The sequence below is a fragment of the Microbulbifer maximicatervae (SeqCode) genome (assembly GCF_052467305.1).
The window spans coordinates 3,675,607-3,693,060 of the sequence record NZ_CP174306.1 but is presented as its reverse complement, the minus strand read 5'-3'; the positions used below and the strand labels follow the sequence as shown (position 1 = coordinate 3,693,060).

Here is a 17,454-nt window from a genome sequence, read left to right as displayed (position 1 = left end):
GAAAAAAGCCCCCGATTTTACTCGGAGGCTTTTGGAAGACTGGCAACCGTTTCTATTAAGCTTCGAAATCGGTACCCAGCTTCTTTTCCACCAGCTGCTTTTTCAGGGTGGCGTACTGGGGAATGCCATTTTTGTAGGGAGGGTAGTCCTCACCTTGAATCAATGGCAGCAGGTACTTGCGTCCCTCTTCAGTAATTCCAAAGCCGTCTTCGCTGATATATTCGCGCGGCATAAATTTTTCTACGTTGGCGACTTCAGACAGCGGCGCCTCTGCGATGGACCAGCTGTACTCTTCACCTTCTGCGCGAATAATGGCTGGCATAATGGCATTTTTGCCTGCTACAGCCATTTCCACTGCGGCGCGACCTACGGCGTAGGCTTGCTCAACGTCAGTAGCAGAAGCGATATGGCGGGCGGCGCGCTGGAGGTAATCTGCCAGGGCCCAGTGGTACTTCAGGCCGAGTTCGCTTTTGACCATGTTGGCCAGGGTCGGTGCAACACCGCCCAGCTGCTTGTGACCAAAGGCGTCGGTGGTGCCGGCATCGGCAAGGAAGGTGCCGTCGCCGTACTGGGCGCCTTCGGAGGCGACGATAACGCAGTAGCCTTTCTCGTCTACGGTCTTTTGTACCTTGGCGAGGAACTTCTCTTTATCGAAAGCGATTTCCGGGAACAGGATAATGTGGGGTGCATCGCCTTCCTGTTCTTGGGCTAGAGCGCCGGCAGCGGCAATCCAGCCCGCGTGACGGCCCATCACCTCGAGAATAAATACTTTGGTAGAAGTGGCGCACATGGAGGCTACGTCCATGGCCGCTTCCTTGGTGGAAACGGCAACATATTTGGCAACGGAGCCAAAGCCCGGGCAGTTGTCGGTCAGGGGCAGGTCGTTATCCACAGTTTTGGGAATATGGATGGCCTGGATTGGATAACCCATGGTCTCGGACAGTTGGGATACTTTCAGGCAGGTGTCTGCGGAGTCGCCACCACCGTTGTAAAAGAAGTAGCCAATATTGTGCGCTTTGAAGACTTCGATCAGGCGCTCGTATTCTGCGCGGTTCTCTTCCAGGCTCTTCAGTTTATAGCGGCAGGAACCAAAGGCACCGGAGGGGGTGTGGCGCAGTGCAGCAATATCCTCTGCGCTCTCTTGGTTCACGTCGATCAGCTCCTCGCGCAGCGCGCCGAGAATACCGTTTAGCCCTGCGTAGACATTGCCAATCTGGTCCGGGTTTTCACGCGCAGCTTCAATTACGCCGCAGGCGGATGCGTTGATCACGGCGGTAACGCCACCGGACTGCGCATAAAAGGCGTTCTTTTTCGACATGGTTATCCTGTGCTTATAGAGATATAGAGAAGTATCCCGATCCGGTAATCCGCCTCGCATCTAGTTTTAAACATTTGTGCCAGTGGGGATAACCGGGAGCTCGTATCGGGTGTCGACCCTTTCGGGAAAATTCCTACCACCGTACCGGGGATGAGGCCGACCAATGCGGGGGCGGAGTCTAATGGAATAGCGAGTAAATTGCATGGTAACTGGGGTATTTGGCAATTACTGGCCCGATTTGCCGTGTTAAGCTTGCGCCGCAACCCGTAGGAGTACATTTTTCCGCTATGCATATTCATATTCTAGGTATTTGCGGCACATTTATGGGCAGTTTGGCCCAACTGGCGGTGGCGGAAGGGCACCGCGTAACCGGCAGTGACGCCAATGTTTATCCACCTATGAGCACCCAGTTGCAACAGGCGGGTATCCAAATTACCGAGGGCTATGATCCCGCACAGCTGGAGCCCGCCCCGGACCTGGTGATTATTGGCAATGCCATGTCCCGGGGAAATCCGGCAGTAGAGGCGGTGTTGGAAAAGGGGTTGGCTTACACCTCTGGCGCCCAGTGGTTGTGCGATCACTTCCTGGGTGGCCGCTGGGTATTGGCGGTTTCCGGAACTCACGGTAAAACCACCACCGCCAGTATGCTGGCCTGGATTTTGGAAGCGGCAGATATGCAGCCCGGCTTCCTGATTGGTGGGGTCCCGGCTAATTTTGGTGTCTCTGCTCGTTTGGGAGAGTCTCCCTTCTTTATTGTTGAGGCGGATGAGTATGACACTGCCTTTTTCGACAAGCGTTCCAAGTTTGTGCACTACCGCCCGCGCACGGTGATTATCAACAATCTCGAATTTGACCACGCAGATATCTTTGAGGACCTGGCGGCAATCCAGAAACAATTCCATCACCTGGTACGAACTGTGCCCGCTAGCGGCTTGATAGTGGCCTCTGCCGAAGAGAATGTAGAGCAGGTGCTTGATAAAGGCTGCTGGAGTGAAGTGCAGCGGGTTGGCAGCGAGTCTGCCGAAGGTGTGCGAGTGGGTGATTGGTGCGCAGTGGATATTGCCGCCGATGGCAGCAGTTTTACGGTTCAGTTCAAAGGCGAAGCTGTGGCGCGGGTCGAGTGGGACCTGACCGGGCAGCACAATGTGCAAAATGGCCTCGCGGCTATGGCTGCGGCGCGGCATGTGGGTGTCACCCCAGATTTGAGTGCGGCAGCTCTGGCACGCTTCCAGGGGGTTAAACGCCGTATGGAGTGCCTGGGAGAAGTGGCCGGCATCCGTGTTTACGATGATTTTGCCCATCACCCCACCGCGATTGAATCCACCCTCAATGGCCTGCGGGCGAAGGTTGGGGAGGATAAAATCATTGCCCTGATTGAACCGCGTTCCAATACCATGCGTATGGGAGTGCACCAGGGCAAGCTGGCCGACTCCTGCTCCGGGGCCGATATGGTGCTCTGGTATCAGCCTGAGGGAGTTAACTGGTCCCTGGAAGACGTCGCCCACCACTCATCGGTGCCGGCCAAAACTTTTGATTCGATTGAAGATGGTGTGGAATCTGTGTTGCAGCTAGCCGATTCCGGTAGCCATATCGTAGTGATGAGCAACGGCGGCTTTGGCGGTATCCACCAGCGGCTTATCGGTGCCCTGGAACAGAAATACGATCTCTAAGTCAGAAGACTAATGTTTCCTGCGCAGCCCTATGCTCGCAGGGCTGAATAAGGTATCGACTTTGCATCAATCCTCTTTCGAAAAGACCGTGACCCTGGCTATGACCGGGGCCTCCGGCGCTCAGTATGGTTTGCGCCTGTTGCAATGCCTGCTGGCATCGAATGTGCGCGTGTGGTTGCTGTTGTCTGAGGCGGCTCAGGTGGTCATCAACACCGAAACTGATATGCAGTTGCCGGAGGGCGATGAACGCGAGTTGCAGAATTTCCTCGCCGATCGTTTTGCCGCGCAGGAAGGTCAGCTAACTCTGTTCAGCAAGCGCGATTGGTTTTCCCCGGTGGCTTCTGGAACCGGGGCGCCAGCCAGTATGGTGATCTGCCCGGCAAGTGGTGGCACCTTGTCTGCGGTGGCCTGTGGAGCATCGAACAACCTGATTGAGCGGGCTGCGGATGTAGCCCTGAAAGAGCGCCGCCAGCTCATTCTGGTTCCCCGCGAGGCACCTTACTCCGAGATTCACCTGGAAAATATGCTGAAACTCACCCGCATGGGGGCCATGATCCTGCCGGCCAGCCCTGGCTTTTACCAGAGGCCCAGTTCGGTGGAAGATATTGTGGACTTCGTGGTGGCTCGACTGCTCGACCAGTTGGCCATCGAGCAGAAGCTGTTGCCCAGCTGGGGAGAGCAGGATGGGCAATGAGATAAAACCGAGTATTACGATTCACTACTGTGTGCAGTGCAACTGGATGTTGCGAGCCACCTGGATGGCCCAGGAATTGCTGCACACTTTCGCCGATGACCTCAATCAGGTTGCATTGCAACCGGGTACTGGGGGAGTATTCGAGATTCGGATTGGCGAAATTTTGATCTGGGAGCGCAAGCGTGACGGCGGCTTTCCCGGTGCCAAGGAGCTCAAACGTCGCGTCAGGGACACCCTGTTTCCCGAACGCGACCTGGGGCATATCGACAATCCCTGAAAAAAGTTCCAATAAAACGGTGCGGTGGCAAATTTTGGGTTTGCTAATTCATCGCATAGGCGAACAATATGCGCGCCGCAATGCGGCCAGTTTTTAGTTTGGAAAGAAGCGGAAATTTATGCTGTCAGCTTTACAGAAGTCTTATGAATACTTGGTGACCAAGCGGCCCGCTGCGGTGTTGGTGGTTATCGGCCTGTTAACCCTGCTGGCAGCCCTCGGATTGTCCCGCCTGAAGATCGACGCCTCTGCCGATTCCCTCACTCTGGAAGCTGATAAATCGCTGGATTATTTCCGCGAGATTTCCGAGCGCTATGCCAGTGGCGACTTCCTGGTTGTCACTTACCGCTCCAAGACTGGGGACCTGTTCAGTGATGAGTCCCTGGAAACCCTGGGCAAGTTGCGAGATGAATTGGCCAAGGTAGATGGTGTGTCCAGTGTGCAGAGCATTCTCGATGTCCCACTGCTGTACAGCCCCAAGCTGGTTCTCACCGATATCAGCGATGAGGTGCGCACGCTCGCCAGGCCCGATGTCGATCGGGATATGGCCCGGCAAGAGTTCCTCTCCAGTCCGATTTATCGGGAGTTGATCCTGAGCCCGGACGGGCAGACGACAGCCATTCTGGCGAACCTGAAACTGGATAGCCGCGGCATCGAGATGGTGCGCGAGCGGGATGCTTTGCGCAGCAAGCGCAATACAGAGGGACTGACCCCGGAAGAGGCCGTTCGCCTGGAGGAGATCAGCGCGGTCTATCTGGCCCACCGTACCGAGCAAGAGAAAGTTGCCCACCAGCGCGTCGATACCGTGCGTGCAATTCTGGCTGGCTACAACGGCGAAGCGGAGCTGTTCCTCGGTGGTGTCACCATGATTACCGCCGATATGATCTCGTTTATTAAAAGCGACCTGCTGGTATTCGGTGTGGGGATCCTCGCTTTTATCGTGATTACCCTGTTGCTGATTTTCCGCCAGCCGCGCTGGGTGCTGTTGCCGCTGATGACTTGTGTTACCACTGCGGTGGTGATGCTGGGGCTACTCGGCTGGCTGGATTGGCGACTGACAGTGATCTCGGCCAACTTTGTCGCACTGCTGTTAATTATTACCTTGGCAATTACCATCCACCTGGCGGTGCGCTACCGGGAATATATTGCCCAGAACCCGGATTGGAATCTTGAAAAGCTGGTATTGCAGACAGTGCGCTTTATGGCCAAGCCCTGCCTGTATACCGCACTGACCACCATCGTGGCTTTTGTGTCCCTGGTGGTGAGCGGCATTCGCCCGGTTATCGATTTTGGCTGGATGATGACGATGGGTGTGACTGTGGCTCTGCTGCTGTCGTTCCTGATTATTCCCAGTTTCCTGATGGTGCTGCCGAAGCGTGTGGGCAGTGTGAGTGCAGATAACTCCCACGCATTTACCCTGCAGTTTTCACGCTTTGCCGAGCGCCACAAGTTTGTGGTGCTAGGTATTTCACTGCTGGCAGCCGTCGTGAGTGTAGTGGGCATATCCCAGCTGAAAGTGGAAAACCGCTTTATCGATTACTTCGATGATTCCACGGAAATTTATCAGGGCATGCTGGTGATTGACCGCCGCCTGGGTGGCACTGTGACCTTGGATATTATCCTGGATCAGCCCGAGGAGCAGGAGGCAGCTTTCGAGGGAGAAGAAGATCCCTTTGCGATGGAAGCAGAGGAAGATCCCTTCGCTGTAGAAGAGGACCCCTTTGCCTCCGATGATCCATTTGGCGGTGAAGAGGAGTCAGTGGAGCAGAGCTACTGGTTTACGGTTGCCGGTTTGGCAAAGCTGGAGCAGCTGCATGATTACCTGGAGGAGCAGCCGGAGATAGGCAAGGTTCAATCTCTGGCGACCCTGTATAAAGTTGCCGTGGATCTGAATGGCGGCCCCCTCAATGACTTTGAGCTGGCGGTGGCCAATACCAGCCTGCCGGCCGAAATTCGCTCCGTTCTGGTAGACCCCTATTTATCCGTGGAGAATAACCAGGCTCGTATCACCCTGCGAGTGATGGAGACAGACCCCACCCTGCGTCGCGATGAGCTGATCCAGCGCATCTACAACTACGCTCACAATGAGATGGGTATTGCTCCAGAGAATGTCCATCAGACCGGCCTGTTGGTGCTGTACAACAATATGTTACAGAGCCTGTTTAAGTCCCAGATCCTGACCCTGGGTGCTGTTTTTGTCGGAATCCTGCTGATGTTCCTGGTGCTATTCCGCTCTCTGTGGATTGCTCTGATTGCACTGGTGCCAAATATGCTGGCGGCCTGTGTGGTACTTGGTGGTATGGGGCTCGCGGGTATTCCGCTGGATATGATGACCATCACTATCGCCGCGATTACCGTGGGTATCGGAGTGGACCACGCGATTCACTACCTGTATCGCTTCCGCGCTGAGTTTGCCAAAGATGGCAATTACCTGGCGACCATGCACCGCAGCCATGCGACGATTGGCCGTGCCATGTTCTACACAGCGATCACGATTATTGTCGGTTTCTCAATTTTGGCGCTGTCGAAGTTTGTTCCGTCGATCTATTTCGGCCTCCTCACCGCGCTGGCGATGTCCGCCGCACTGTTGGGTTCCCTGACACTTCTGCCCTTGTTGCTGGTGATGTTCAAGCCGCTCGGCCGCCAGAGGCAAGCTGATAAAGTTGAGCCCGAGGCACCGATGCAGGAGGCGCCCAGCGCCTGAATCGAAGGAATTGGAAATATAAAAAAAGCCGGGATAACCCCGGCTTTTTTTATGGCTGCTTAACAGCGAGGGCTCAGTCCTGGCGGCTGGTGATTTCCAGCAAGTGGTAGCCAAACTGGGTTTTGACTGGGCCATGTACCTTGTGCAGCTCTTCGGAAAATACGACCTTGTCAAACTCGGGAACCATCATTCCCTTGCTGAAAGAGCCCAGGTCACCGCCGGAACGGCTAGAGGGGCACTGGGAGTACTGCTCGGCAATTTTACCGAAGTCAGCGCCGTTCTCGATTTGCTGTTTCAGGTCCTGGCACTGCTGTTCATTTTCAACCAGGATATGGCGAGCGGTTGCTGTAGGCATGAAAAATCTCCGTTTGGTCAATTTACCGCAGCAGCTTAAAGGCTGGGTGTTGGGCTTGCCAGCGACAATTACCGCAAAGTGGAAAAACTTGCTCCCAATCCAACCGGTTGGCGGTAAAAAGTCTCTTAACCTGCCGCAGAGTTCCCTAGGGCGATGTTATCTTTAGGGCACACAAAAAATAATGAGTGATGACTTTGCAACAGATACCCCTTTTTCCCCTGAGTGTCCCTCTATACCCCGGCGTGACTTTGCCCCTGCGGATTTTTGAGCAGCGCTATATTCACCTTGTCAGTGAGTCCATGAAAACCAATAGCGGCTTCGGCATTGTATTGATTCGCTCCGGGGGTGAAGTGGGGCGCGCTTCAGTATGGCCTCTCGGTGTTTATGTCGACATCGTGGATTGGGGACAGGGCGAGGGAGGGCTGCTAAACGTGGAGGTGAAAGGTCGGCGTCGCTTTCGCATTGTCCACACCCGTCGCGCAGAAGATGACCTGCTTCTGGGGGACGTGGAATGGATACCAGATGAAGATGAAAAGCCGATTCCGGCGGATTGCGATGGTCTTCTGTCGGTGTTGGAGGAGTTGAAGGAGCGGGCGCAGTCGCTATCACTTAAATTTGAGCCGGTGGAGTCTGCGGACTCACTTTCCTGGCAATTGGCTCAGCTTCTGCCACTGGAGGATAAGGTTCGTACAGATCTGCTGGCGGTAGAAGATCCTCTTATGCGGCTTGCCACCATCGCCGAGAACCTGGACCGTTGGACGCGGGAATAGCTAGATACAAAGCTGTGCGGCCCGGTAATCGGCACTTTCAACCGGGTCTCGCTGGGTTATACTGCGCGGCCGACCGGATTTTGCACGGAGAGCCAAGTGACCGCCACAGACACCGCTGATCAGCAATCCACTCGCGCCAAGCTCGAACAGATGGGGCGCGCTGCCCGTACCGCCGCCAAACAGATAGCTGCCGCGGATACCTCCACCAAGAATAATGCTCTCAAAGCCATCGCTGCCCAACTGGAGACACAGCGGGTGTCTTTACTGAAGGCCAATGCATTGGATATGCAGGCGGGTCGCGAGCGCGGCCTGGATGCGGCTCTTCTGGATCGCCTGGAGCTTAATGATGCCCGCATCGATGGCATGATCGAGGGCCTGGTACAGGTGGCAGAGCTGCCCGACCCGGTGGGAGAAGTTGAAGATTTACGCTATCGCCCCAGCGGCATTCAAGTGGGCAAAATGCGTGTGCCCCTAGGGGTGGTGGGCATTATTTATGAGTCCAGGCCCAATGTGACCATTGATGCAGCAAGCCTGTGCTTAAAATCCGGCAACGCCACAATTTTGCGTGGAGGCAGTGAAGCGCTGCACTCGAACAAGGCAATTGCCACCTGTATTACCGCTGGCTTGCGAGAAGCGGGTTTACCGGAAACAGCGGTGCAGGTTGTCGATACCACCGATCGAGCGGCGGTGGGTGCCCTGATCACCATGCCGGAGTATGTGGATGTAATTGTACCCAGGGGCGGAACCGGCCTGATTGAAAGGGTCAGTCGCGAAGCCCGAGTGCCGGTGATCAAACACCTGCACGGTGTTTGTCATGTGTATATCGATGATCGGGCTGACCTGGCCAAAGCTTTCGATATCGCCCTCAATGCCAAGACCCATCGCTATGGTGTTTGTAACGCCATGGAGACACTTTTAGTTGCCGAGATGGTTGCGGCGGATATACTGCCGCGCTTGGCTAGTGCCTACGAAGAAAAAGGGGTTGAATTGCGCGGTTGTGACCGGACCCGTGAAATCATTCCTCACTGTGTAGCGGCGACAGAAGATGACTGGAGTGAGGAATACCTTGCCCCGGTTCTGGCTGTGCGTGTTGTTGCGGATATGGAAGCGGCTATGGAGCATATTGCCTGTTATGGATCCGGCCACACCGAGGCAATTGTCACTCAGGATTACAGTCGCAGCCGCCGCTTTATGAGTGCTGTGGATGCCAGCTCAGTGATGATTAATGCCTCAACCCGTTTTGCTGACGGTTTCGAGTACGGCTTGGGGGCGGAAATTGGTATCAGTACTGATAAAATCCACGCCCGCGGCCCGGTTGGCCTGGAAGGGCTCACTTCGCAAAAATGGATTGTGTTCGGAGATGGCCATATCCGGCAATAAGCATTTTTCCCTTTGGGGCAGCGAGTGCGAGAGGTACGAGAAATAATTGTGGCGAGCAAAAGGCATACGTTGGCCCTGTTTGGCGGAACCTTTGATCCGATTCATCTCGGTCATTTGCGCATGGCGCTGGAGCTGCGCCAGGTGCTCGAATTTGATGAAATGCGCCTGCTACCCAGCCACCAGCCCGCCCACCGGCAGACGCCAGGTGTATCGTCCCGCCAGCGTAGCGAAATGCTGGCTCTGGCGCTGGAGGGGTGTGAGGAACTCACCCTGGATGAGCGAGAACTCCATCGTGGCGGAGCTACTTATACGGTAGATACCCTGGAGGAGCTGCGCAGTGAACTGGGAGGTGAAACCTCCATCAGTTTCTGCATGGGATTGGACTCCCTATTGAGTCTGCACCGCTGGCACCGCTGGGAGCGCCTCTTGGAGTTGGCACATCTGGTGGTGGTAACAAGGCCGGGCTGGCACCTGCCAGATCGCGATAGCGAAGAGCATGGCCCTCTGGCAGAACTGCTGGAGAATCATCGGGGCACGGTTGCAGACTTGCATACACGAGCATGTGGTTGCCTGCTGTTGCGGGAGCAGACCATGTTGCCAATTTCCGCGACGCAAATTCGCGAATTAATTAAAAGTGGCCAGTCGCCACGCTATTTACTGCCCGCAACTGTGTTGCAGTACATAGAAGATCATCGACTTTATACAGAGGTTGCTTCAGGCGACCCGCAATGAATCAAGGTGTTATGACAAATATTAAAGATATCGCTCTCAATGCGCTGGAAGATTTGAAAGGTAAGGATATTGTTTCCCTGGATGTTTCCGGACATTCAGATGTAATGGACAATCTGCTGATCTGTACTGGTACTTCCAGTCGCCAGGTTAAGTCCCTGGCAGAGAACGTTGTAGACGAGCTGAAAAAAGAAGGTATTCGCCCCATTGGTGTTGAAGGTGTCGACCAAGGTGAGTGGGTATTAGTCGACTACGGTGACTTGGTTGTTCACGTGATGCTCGCAGATGTTCGCGGTTTCTACGATCTGGAAAAACTCTGGTCTATGACTCCGAATACCCGTGACGATGCCGATGGCAGTGATCCGCACCAGGGTTAATTGCTGTGAAAATCCGCATTCTTGCCGCCGGTGGAAAAATGCCGGCTTGGGTGCAGGAGGGCTACGCCGAGTACGCTAAGCGCCTGCCCCGGGAAATTGCTCTGGAAATGGTGGAAATTCCACTCGGCCAACGAGGCCAAAAGAGCTCTGCAGCCCTGATTGAAAAAGCGCGAAAAAAAGAGGGCGAGGCGATGCTCGCCGCTTTGGGACCGCGGGATCACGTGGTAGCGCTCGATGTGAAAGGCAAGCCCTGGAGTACCGAGCAGTTGTCGGCACAATTAAGTGATTGGCAAATGCTCGGGGAAAATATCAGCCTTTTAATTGGTGGGCCCGACGGTTTATCCGAAGACTGCCTCGCCCGTGCGCGCCAGCGCTGGTCTCTGTCCCCTCTGACCTTGCCGCACCCGCTGGTGAGAGTGGTTCTGGCTGAACAAGTTTATCGCGCCTGGACATTATTGGCCGGCCATCCCTACCACAAATAAAATATTTGCGATAAGTCGCGGAGAGATTTGCCGACTCGGTTCTCTCTCCAGACTCGCCCTGTGTTAATGTAGGGAATTAGATTTTTTGCACGCCAGTCAAAAACCATCGAATAAATTCTGATGCCGCACGATTACCATCTCAAGGACCCCCATACCGAGCAGCGATTGTTTCGCAATCGTATGTTGGTAGCGCTTGTGGGGGTTATCTTTTTACTGGGTGTTCTCGTAGCGCGTTTATACAACCTCCAGGTGGTTAATTACGAAGACTACCGCACTCAATCTGATGAGAACCGTATCCAGGTGCGCCCGGTCGCGCCGACCCGTGGATTGATCTACGACCGCAACGGCATTTTGCTAGCCGATAACCGCGCCAGTTATAACTTGTCGATTGTTCGCGAGCGCGTGCGCGATATGGATGCCACTTTAGAGCTGATCGGTAACCTGGTGCGACTCGATGAAAATGATGTCACCAAGTTCCAAAAACGCCTCAAGCGCCGGCGCCCCTATGAGCCAGTGCCTCTCCGGTTTCGATTGAACGAAGATGAAATCGCACGGATCAGTGTTAATCAATTCCGTATGCCTGGGGTGTCAGTGGAGGCGGAGTTGGTGCGCTACTACTCCCTTGGGGATTTATTTGCCCACAGTGTGGGCTATGTGGGGCGAATCAGTGACCGGGACCTGAGTAACTTTACCGAGGGTGATGTGCGCCGCTATCGCGGTACCCGCAGCATCGGTAAGGTTGGGTTGGAACGCTCCTACGAGGACCTCCTGCTCGGAGAGGTCGGCTATGAAAATGTTGAAATTAATGCTCGTGGCCGGGTTTTACGAGTACTGGAGCGCCAGGACCCCAAACCGGGCTCGGATCTGGTGCTCAACCTGGATGCTCAACTGCAACAAGTCGCCTCTGATGCCCTGGGAGATCGCCGCGGTGCAGTAGTTGCGATCGATGTAAATAGCGGTGGCGTGTTGGCGTTTGTCAGCAAGCCGTCCTTCGACCCCAACTTGTTTGTGACCGGCATCAGCTTTGCCGACTATCGCGCCCTCAGCGATTCCCTCGATGTGCCCCTGTTTAATCGGGCGGTGCAGGGTCAGTATCCACCGGGTTCCACTTTAAAGCCGTTGATGGGGCTGGGTGGACTCCAGGCGGGCATTATTACCCGAGAGAGTACAGTCAAGGACCCCGGCTTTTACAAGCTGCCGAACGATCCGCGCATCTACCGCGACCACGTGCGCTGGGGGCACGGTGAGAAAGTGGATCTGATACAGGCCATGGCGCAGAGCTGTGACGTCTACTTTTGGGATATGGCGCACCGCTGGGATATCGATGATATGCACAGCATCGCCTCTCATTTTGGCTTGGGCAGCAAGACCGGAATTGATCTGCCCATGGAACGCTCCGGGTTGTTTCCCTCTAGAGATTGGAAGCGCGGCGCCCGCGGAATGCCCTGGTTCCCCGGTGACAGTTTGAATGCGGTGCTGGGGCAAGGTTTTGTGTTGGCGACGCCACTGCAGCTTGCAGTAATGACTGCCACGATTGCCAATCGCGGCACCCACTACCGCCCGCAGATGGTCAAGTCGATCAACGGGGTGGAGCAACCTCCCGAGATACTGCACAACCTCGAGGCCCGCCCTGATCACTGGGATTTGGTATTCGAGGGAATGGAGGCTGTAGTCAACCACAGTACCGGTACGGGGAAACGGGCAGGTAAAGATCTGGATTTCCGCGTGGCGGGTAAGTCCGGTACCGCTCAGGTGGTCGGCATTGCCCAGGGGGAGCGCTATGACTCAGAGGCCCTGCAAGAGCGCCACCGAGACCACGCCCTGTTTGTGGCTTTCGCGCCTGTGGATAACCCCCGTATCGCTGTTTCGGTACTGGTCGAGAATGGCGAGGGCGGCGGCAAGGTTGCTGCTCCGGTGGCAAGAGAGCTATTTGCGGAGTGGATGTCACGCCCGCAGTTGGAACCGCAAAAGACGGCGGATACCACTTATTTGAGCGAGGGGGCTGGCAATGGCTAGTCGCGATTTCTCCCACCGTTTGTCAGATGCCCACGGCAGTCTGCGCAAGCCGGTCAGTCTCTCACGCCGCCTGCATATTGATATACCGCTACTGGTGCTGTTGTTGGTGTTGGCCGCTGTAGGACTTGGGGTGCTGTACAGCGCTTCTGGCGGTGATATGAACTATGTGCGGCGCCAGTCAATTTTTATGTGCGTGGCCTTTGTGGGCATGTTTATCGTTGCGCAAATCCCCCTGGATTTTTATCGGCGCTGGTCCCCCTGGGCCTATTTGGCCGGTTGTGCGCTATTGGTTGGGGTATTGTTCTTTGGTACCAAGGCGATGGGGGCACAGCGCTGGCTGGAGATAGGCGGGTTTCGCTTCCAGCCATCGGAAGTGATGAAGCTCGGTGTCCCCATGGCAGTGGCAGCTTACCTGCATCAACGCCGTTTGCCGCCATCACTGACCACAGTGATTGGAGCTTTGGCAATTGTGGCGATTCCCGCAGCTCTTATCGTACGGCAACCGGATTTGGGGACTTCGATCCTGATTGCGGCGTCCGGTCTTTTTGCCCTGTATCTAGCGGGGTTGAGTTGGAAGATGATCAGTGCGGCAGCAATGGCGCTGTTGGTTGCTGCCTATCCAATTTGGCACTGGGGGCTCCACGATTACCAGCGGCAGCGAATTTTGACCCTACTCAACCCAGATGATGACCGTTTTGGTGCTGGTTGGAATATATTTAACTCCAAAGCGGCTATCGGCTCCGGTGGTGTTTACGGCAAAGGCTACCTGCAGGGAACCCAGTCACAGCTCGATTTCCTGCCGGAGAGCCATACCGATTTTATTATCGCGGTACTGTCGGAGGAGTGGGGTATGCGCGGCGCCCTGTTGCTGCTTTTGCTATATGTACTGATTATCGCCCGTGGCATTTACATCAGCTTTATGGCCCAGCACGTATTTGGCCGATTGTTGGCGGGGAGTATTACCCTCACTTTTTTTGTCTATGTATTTGTAAACATTGGTATGGTTACAGGATTGTTGCCGGTAGTTGGGGTGCCTTTGCCAGTGATTAGTTACGGCGGGACATCCTTGATTACATTGATGGCCGGATTTGGCTTGTTGATGGCTGTTGGCACTGAGCGGCGCAGAGTTCACTTTTGAGGAACACTGCATAGGGACAATAACCGGATTTAGAGACGCGAGATGAAGACAGGAGCGGTCGTTTTGAAGTGGACCTCGGGATTATTAATCGGGATGGGACTGGCCCTCGCCGCCTGTGCGCAGGAACCGGGTCACGGAAATAATAAACAAGCGCAAGAATTCGTAGATTATATGGTGGAAGAGCACGAGTTTAATCGCGAAGAAATGCAGACTCTGATGCGTGAGGCCAAGCGCAAAGATTCCATCCTAAAGGCGATCAAACGGCCAGCTGAGAAAGCCAAGCCCTGGCACGAATATCGCAAAATGTTTCTCACCCCGCAGAGCATTGCCGGTGGGGTAGACTTTTGGGATCAAAATGCCGAGGCCCTGGCTGAGGCTGAAAAGAAATACGGTGTACCGGCAGAGATGATTGTTGCCATTATCGGTATCGAAACCCGATACGGCGGTAATATGGGCGGCTACCGGGTTCTGGATGCACTTTCCACGCTGGCATTTAACTACCCCCGTCGCTCTGCGTTTTTTACCAAAGAGTTAGAAAACTACCTTCTGCTGACTCGTGAGCAGGATATGGACCCCCTGGCCCTCAAGGGCTCTTATGCTGGGGCTATGGGCTACGGTCAATTCATGCCTTCAAGCTACCGCTCTTATGCGGTGGACTTCAGCGACGATGGCAAGGCGGATATATGGAACAACCCTACCGATGCGATCGGCAGTGTGGCTAACTATTTCGTTAAACATGGATGGAAGCCCGGTGAACCGGTCGCGGTACTGGCCAGCCCCCGCCCGAATGCGGATATGACAATCGTCAACGATACTCTGCAGCCGCAGTGGACCGTTGGAGAATTGGCGGACAAAGGCTTTAACGCTACTAGCCAGGTGGCTCCGGAAATGCCGGCCAACGTATTCTCCCTGCAAACTGAGCAGGGAAAACAGTATTGGCTCGGTTTGAATAATTTCGCGACTATCACCCGCTATAACCGCAGTCGTCTCTACGCTATGGCCGTCAATGACCTGGCCCAAGAGATCGTTAAAGCGAGAGGCGGCAAGTCTTAAGGCGGCTTCAGTCCCGCAGCTAAATTTAACCCAAATGGAGGGAACCATTTGGGTTTTTAGTGTTCATATTTTTCTATTTTATTTAGCAGTTCCAGATAATAGCGGCTTGGAGACGGCAGCAATAAGTTGTCGCGCGCCGGGGGGATTATGTTTCAGTGCAAAGCGCGTTGGGGAGTGGCCCTGGCGGTCCTGATATTAGCGGCCTGTAGTGGCCCGCAGCCAAAACCACAGAAAACCGAAAACACCAAGCAACCTGACTTTAATAGTATCAAGGATAGTGGCCCTGCTGCTCCGGTAAATATGCAAGCAGCCCCTGAGCCGATCCCTGTCCGCGAGCCGATCGGCGACGCCGGCAATAAATCCCCTTATAAGGTCAACGGTGTCACGTATCGTGTACGCAATGACGTCAAGGGCTATAAAGAGGTGGGGCAGGCTTCCTGGTATGGAACAAAATTCCACGGCCGACGCACTGCAAATGGCGAGGTCTACAATATGTATGCCATGTCTGCTGCCCATAAAACGCTACCACTGCCCAGCTATGCCAAGGTCACCAATCTCGACAATGGCCGCAGTATTATCGTGCGGGTAAACGATCGGGGGCCCTTTGTGCACGGGCGCATCATCGACCTCAGTTATACTGCTGCGCAAAAGCTTGGATACATTGATAAAGGCATTGCTCGGGTTGAGGTAGAGGCTCTGGACCCGGCCGCGTTGCCGGCGGCCAATGAAGTGCTGGCCAATAGTGATGGCACCGCTGGTTTGGCGGAAGATACGACTATCAAGTTGCCCGACAATACCTATCTGCAAGTTGGTGCTTATAGCAGTTCCGCGCAGGCCCAGGAAATTCGCACCCAATTGGCAGCGGCCATTGACTATCCTGTTGCTGTTAGTTCTGTTCAGAGTGGCGGCAAGACTTATTATCGAGTGCGAATTGGCCCACTCACCCAGCAGAGAGCTTTGGCAACAGCGCGGGAAACTGTTGAGCAAAAGCAATTTGGACAGCCACAAGTAGTTTACGAATAGTGTTGTGGGCTCTTGGGTATCAATAGGGAAGGGTGATATCTGCCTTAAATGATTGTGACTGATGCTATCGGTGGCAGTCATTTGAATACCCGTTCACAAAATAGTGCGCATTGACGCGTTTTTTCTTGTATTTTGTAATTTTGTAATGATAGGCGGCGTTTGGTGACAAGCTCTAGTGCCGCTGATTAACCTTGTAGATTTCGTTGCAGGTTAAGCCAACGAAAACGAGGAATGACGAGACATATACCTATGATCACACGGATTATCGCCTGTTCTTTCCTGTTGTTATGTGCGGGCCTGGCCCAGGCGCAATCTCTTATCCCTGCACCGCCTCAATTGGCGGCGAAGTCTTACCTGCTCTTAGATGCCAATACCGGTCAGGTCCTGGTTGAGCACGAGGCGGATACTCCGGTACCGCCGGCAAGCCTTACCAAGATGATGACGGCCTATATCGTTTCTGAGGAGATCCTTAAGGGGAGCATCAAAGAAAACGATATGGTTCGTATCTCTGAAAAGGCCTGGCGCAAGGGTGGCTCCAAGATGTTTGTCAAAGTGGGTGACCAGGTGCCGGTTATCGACTTGATGCGCGGTGTGATTATTCAGTCCGGTAACGATGCGAGTATCGCCCTGGCAGAACACGTCTCTGGTAGTGAAGAGGTCTTTGCCGAAGTTATGAACCAGCAGGCAGAGCTGCTGGGAATGGAAGATACTAACTTCGTCAACGCCACCGGCTGGCCTGCAGAGGGGCATGTAACGACTGCCCATGACCTGGGTGTACTGGCGCGCGCGCTGATAATGGACCACCCAGAGCATTACGATATTTATTCCGAGAAGTATTTCAGCTACTCCGGCATTAACCAGCCCAACCGCAATCGTTTGCTGTGGCGCGATTCCTCTGTAGACGGAATTAAGACCGGCCATACGGAAGAAGCAGGGTACTGCCTGGTAGCTTCTGCAATGAAGCGCGGCATGCGCCTGGTTGCTATTGTTGTCGGCACCGACAGTGATGAGAAGCGCGCCTCTGAGACCCAAAAACTGCTCGCCTACGGCTTCCGCTACTACCAAACCCATAAGGTCTATGGTCAGGGTGAAGAGTTGCAGACGGAGCGTGTCTGGGGTGGTAAAGAGCCCAGCGTGGGTATTGCCGTAGCTAAAGATGTATTCGTTACCATCCCCCGTGGCGGTGAGGAAGGCATTAAGGCCGACCTGATTGTGGATGGCGAGCTGGAAGCGCCTGTACAGAAGGGCCAGCCAGTGGGTAAAGTTGTTGTGACCCTGGATGGTGAGACTGTCGCCGATGTTAAAGCCGTTGCTGCCGAAGATGTGGAGCGTGCCGGTTTCTTCAAGCGCATGTGGGACTCCATCAAGCGCTTTGTAATGGGCTTTTTTAGCTAATTGCTGATTTAGGGATGGGAATGATTCCCATCCCTGTCCATCCCTCCCCACTCTCTGTCCACTTCCCCTTTTGCTC

The 17,454-nt window shown here is 54.6% G+C and carries 16 protein-coding genes; 14 read left to right on the top strand and 2 right to left on the bottom strand.

All coding sequences use genetic code 11. The features are described from left to right. Positions 1 to 55: 55 nt before the first annotated feature. Positions 56 to 1,318 (bottom strand): 6-phosphofructokinase, encoded by a 1,263-nt coding sequence (locus ACJJI4_RS16115; protein ID WP_444925782.1) that lies wholly within the window; start codon positions 1,316 to 1,318, stop codon positions 56 to 58. A gap of 287 nt (positions 1,319 to 1,605) precedes the next feature. Here ACJJI4_RS16115 and mpl point away from each other — a divergent pair, with 287 nt between their 5' ends. The 4 genes from mpl (at position 1,606) to ACJJI4_RS16095 (ending at position 6,660) form a co-directional block, all read left to right on the top strand. Further along, positions 1,606 to 2,988 (top strand): UDP-N-acetylmuramate:L-alanyl-gamma-D-glutamyl-meso-diaminopimelate ligase, encoded by a 1,383-nt coding sequence (gene mpl / locus ACJJI4_RS16110; RefSeq protein WP_444925781.1) that lies wholly within the window; start codon positions 1,606 to 1,608, stop codon positions 2,986 to 2,988. A 31-nt stretch (positions 2,989 to 3,019) separates the two neighbouring features. Beyond that, positions 3,020 to 3,682 carry a flavin prenyltransferase UbiX gene (locus tag ACJJI4_RS16105; RefSeq protein ID WP_444925780.1) on the top strand — a complete coding sequence of 221 codons (663 nt, stop codon included), beginning with the start codon at positions 3,020 to 3,022 and terminating at the stop codon, positions 3,680 to 3,682. Beyond that, entirely contained in the window at positions 3,672 to 3,959 is a 288-nt protein-coding gene (locus ACJJI4_RS16100) for an Rdx family protein (protein ID WP_282931461.1), read from the top strand. The genes ACJJI4_RS16105 and ACJJI4_RS16100 overlap by 11 nt, the downstream gene beginning before the upstream one ends. Positions 3,960 to 4,077: 118 nt before the next feature. Then, positions 4,078 to 6,660 carry an efflux RND transporter permease subunit gene (locus ACJJI4_RS16095; RefSeq protein ID WP_444925779.1) on the top strand — a complete coding sequence of 861 codons (2,583 nt, stop codon included), beginning with the start codon at positions 4,078 to 4,080 and terminating at the stop codon, positions 6,658 to 6,660. Between the two features lie 73 nt (positions 6,661 to 6,733). Here the strand turns inward: ACJJI4_RS16095 and ACJJI4_RS16090 are convergent, their stop codons facing one another. Further along, a complete protein-coding gene (locus ACJJI4_RS16090) occupies positions 6,734 to 7,015 on the bottom strand; it encodes a peptidylprolyl isomerase (RefSeq protein WP_282931463.1) in 282 nt (93 codons plus the stop codon). Positions 7,016 to 7,209: 194 nt separating this feature from the next. On the opposite strand from ACJJI4_RS16090, the gene ACJJI4_RS16085 reads away from it, so the two are divergent. The 10 genes from ACJJI4_RS16085 to ACJJI4_RS16040 all read left to right on the top strand — a co-directional run bounded on the left by ACJJI4_RS16085 (position 7,210) and on the right by ACJJI4_RS16040 (position 17,378). Beyond that, on the top strand, positions 7,210 to 7,785 hold the full coding sequence (locus ACJJI4_RS16085; protein WP_413663148.1) for an LON peptidase substrate-binding domain-containing protein: 576 nt from the start codon (positions 7,210 to 7,212) through the stop codon (positions 7,783 to 7,785). A 96-nt stretch (positions 7,786 to 7,881) separates the two neighbouring features. Next, a complete protein-coding gene (locus tag ACJJI4_RS16080; protein ID WP_444925778.1) occupies positions 7,882 to 9,165 on the top strand; it encodes a glutamate-5-semialdehyde dehydrogenase in 1,284 nt (427 codons plus the stop codon). A gap of 24 nt (positions 9,166 to 9,189) precedes the next feature. Next, entirely contained in the window at positions 9,190 to 9,897 is a 708-nt protein-coding gene (nadD, locus tag ACJJI4_RS16075) for a nicotinate-nucleotide adenylyltransferase (RefSeq protein ID WP_444925777.1), read from the top strand. Then, positions 9,894 to 10,271, top strand: coding sequence for a ribosome silencing factor (rsfS, locus tag ACJJI4_RS16070; protein ID WP_444896239.1), 378 nt, complete (start codon positions 9,894 to 9,896; stop codon positions 10,269 to 10,271). Before nadD ends, rsfS begins: the two co-directional genes overlap by 4 nt. Before the next feature lie 5 nt (positions 10,272 to 10,276). Further along, a complete protein-coding gene (gene rlmH / locus ACJJI4_RS16065) occupies positions 10,277 to 10,753 on the top strand; it encodes a 23S rRNA (pseudouridine(1915)-N(3))-methyltransferase RlmH (RefSeq protein ID WP_282931467.1) in 477 nt (158 codons plus the stop codon). 120 nt (positions 10,754 to 10,873) lie between these two features. Further along, complete coding sequence (gene mrdA, locus ACJJI4_RS16060; protein ID WP_444925776.1) at positions 10,874 to 12,769, top strand: penicillin-binding protein 2; 1,896 nt, start codon at positions 10,874 to 10,876, stop codon at positions 12,767 to 12,769. Beyond that, entirely contained in the window at positions 12,762 to 13,907 is a 1,146-nt protein-coding gene (gene rodA, locus ACJJI4_RS16055; RefSeq protein ID WP_413663143.1) for a rod shape-determining protein RodA, read from the top strand. The genes mrdA and rodA overlap by 8 nt, the downstream gene beginning before the upstream one ends. A 42-nt stretch (positions 13,908 to 13,949) precedes the next feature. Then, entirely contained in the window at positions 13,950 to 14,960 is a 1,011-nt protein-coding gene (gene mltB / locus ACJJI4_RS16050; protein WP_444925775.1) for a lytic murein transglycosylase B, read from the top strand. A 147-nt stretch (positions 14,961 to 15,107) separates the two neighbouring features. Then, the gene (locus tag ACJJI4_RS16045; RefSeq protein WP_282931471.1) at positions 15,108 to 15,983 is read left to right on the top strand and encodes a septal ring lytic transglycosylase RlpA family protein; all 876 of its coding nucleotides are present in this window, start codon (positions 15,108 to 15,110) and stop codon (positions 15,981 to 15,983) included. A 249-nt stretch (positions 15,984 to 16,232) separates the two neighbouring features. Further along, positions 16,233 to 17,378: a D-alanyl-D-alanine carboxypeptidase family protein gene (locus tag ACJJI4_RS16040; protein WP_282931472.1), complete on the top strand. Its 1,146-nt coding sequence runs from the start codon at positions 16,233 to 16,235 to the stop codon at positions 17,376 to 17,378. Positions 17,379 to 17,454: the final 76 nt, after the last annotated feature.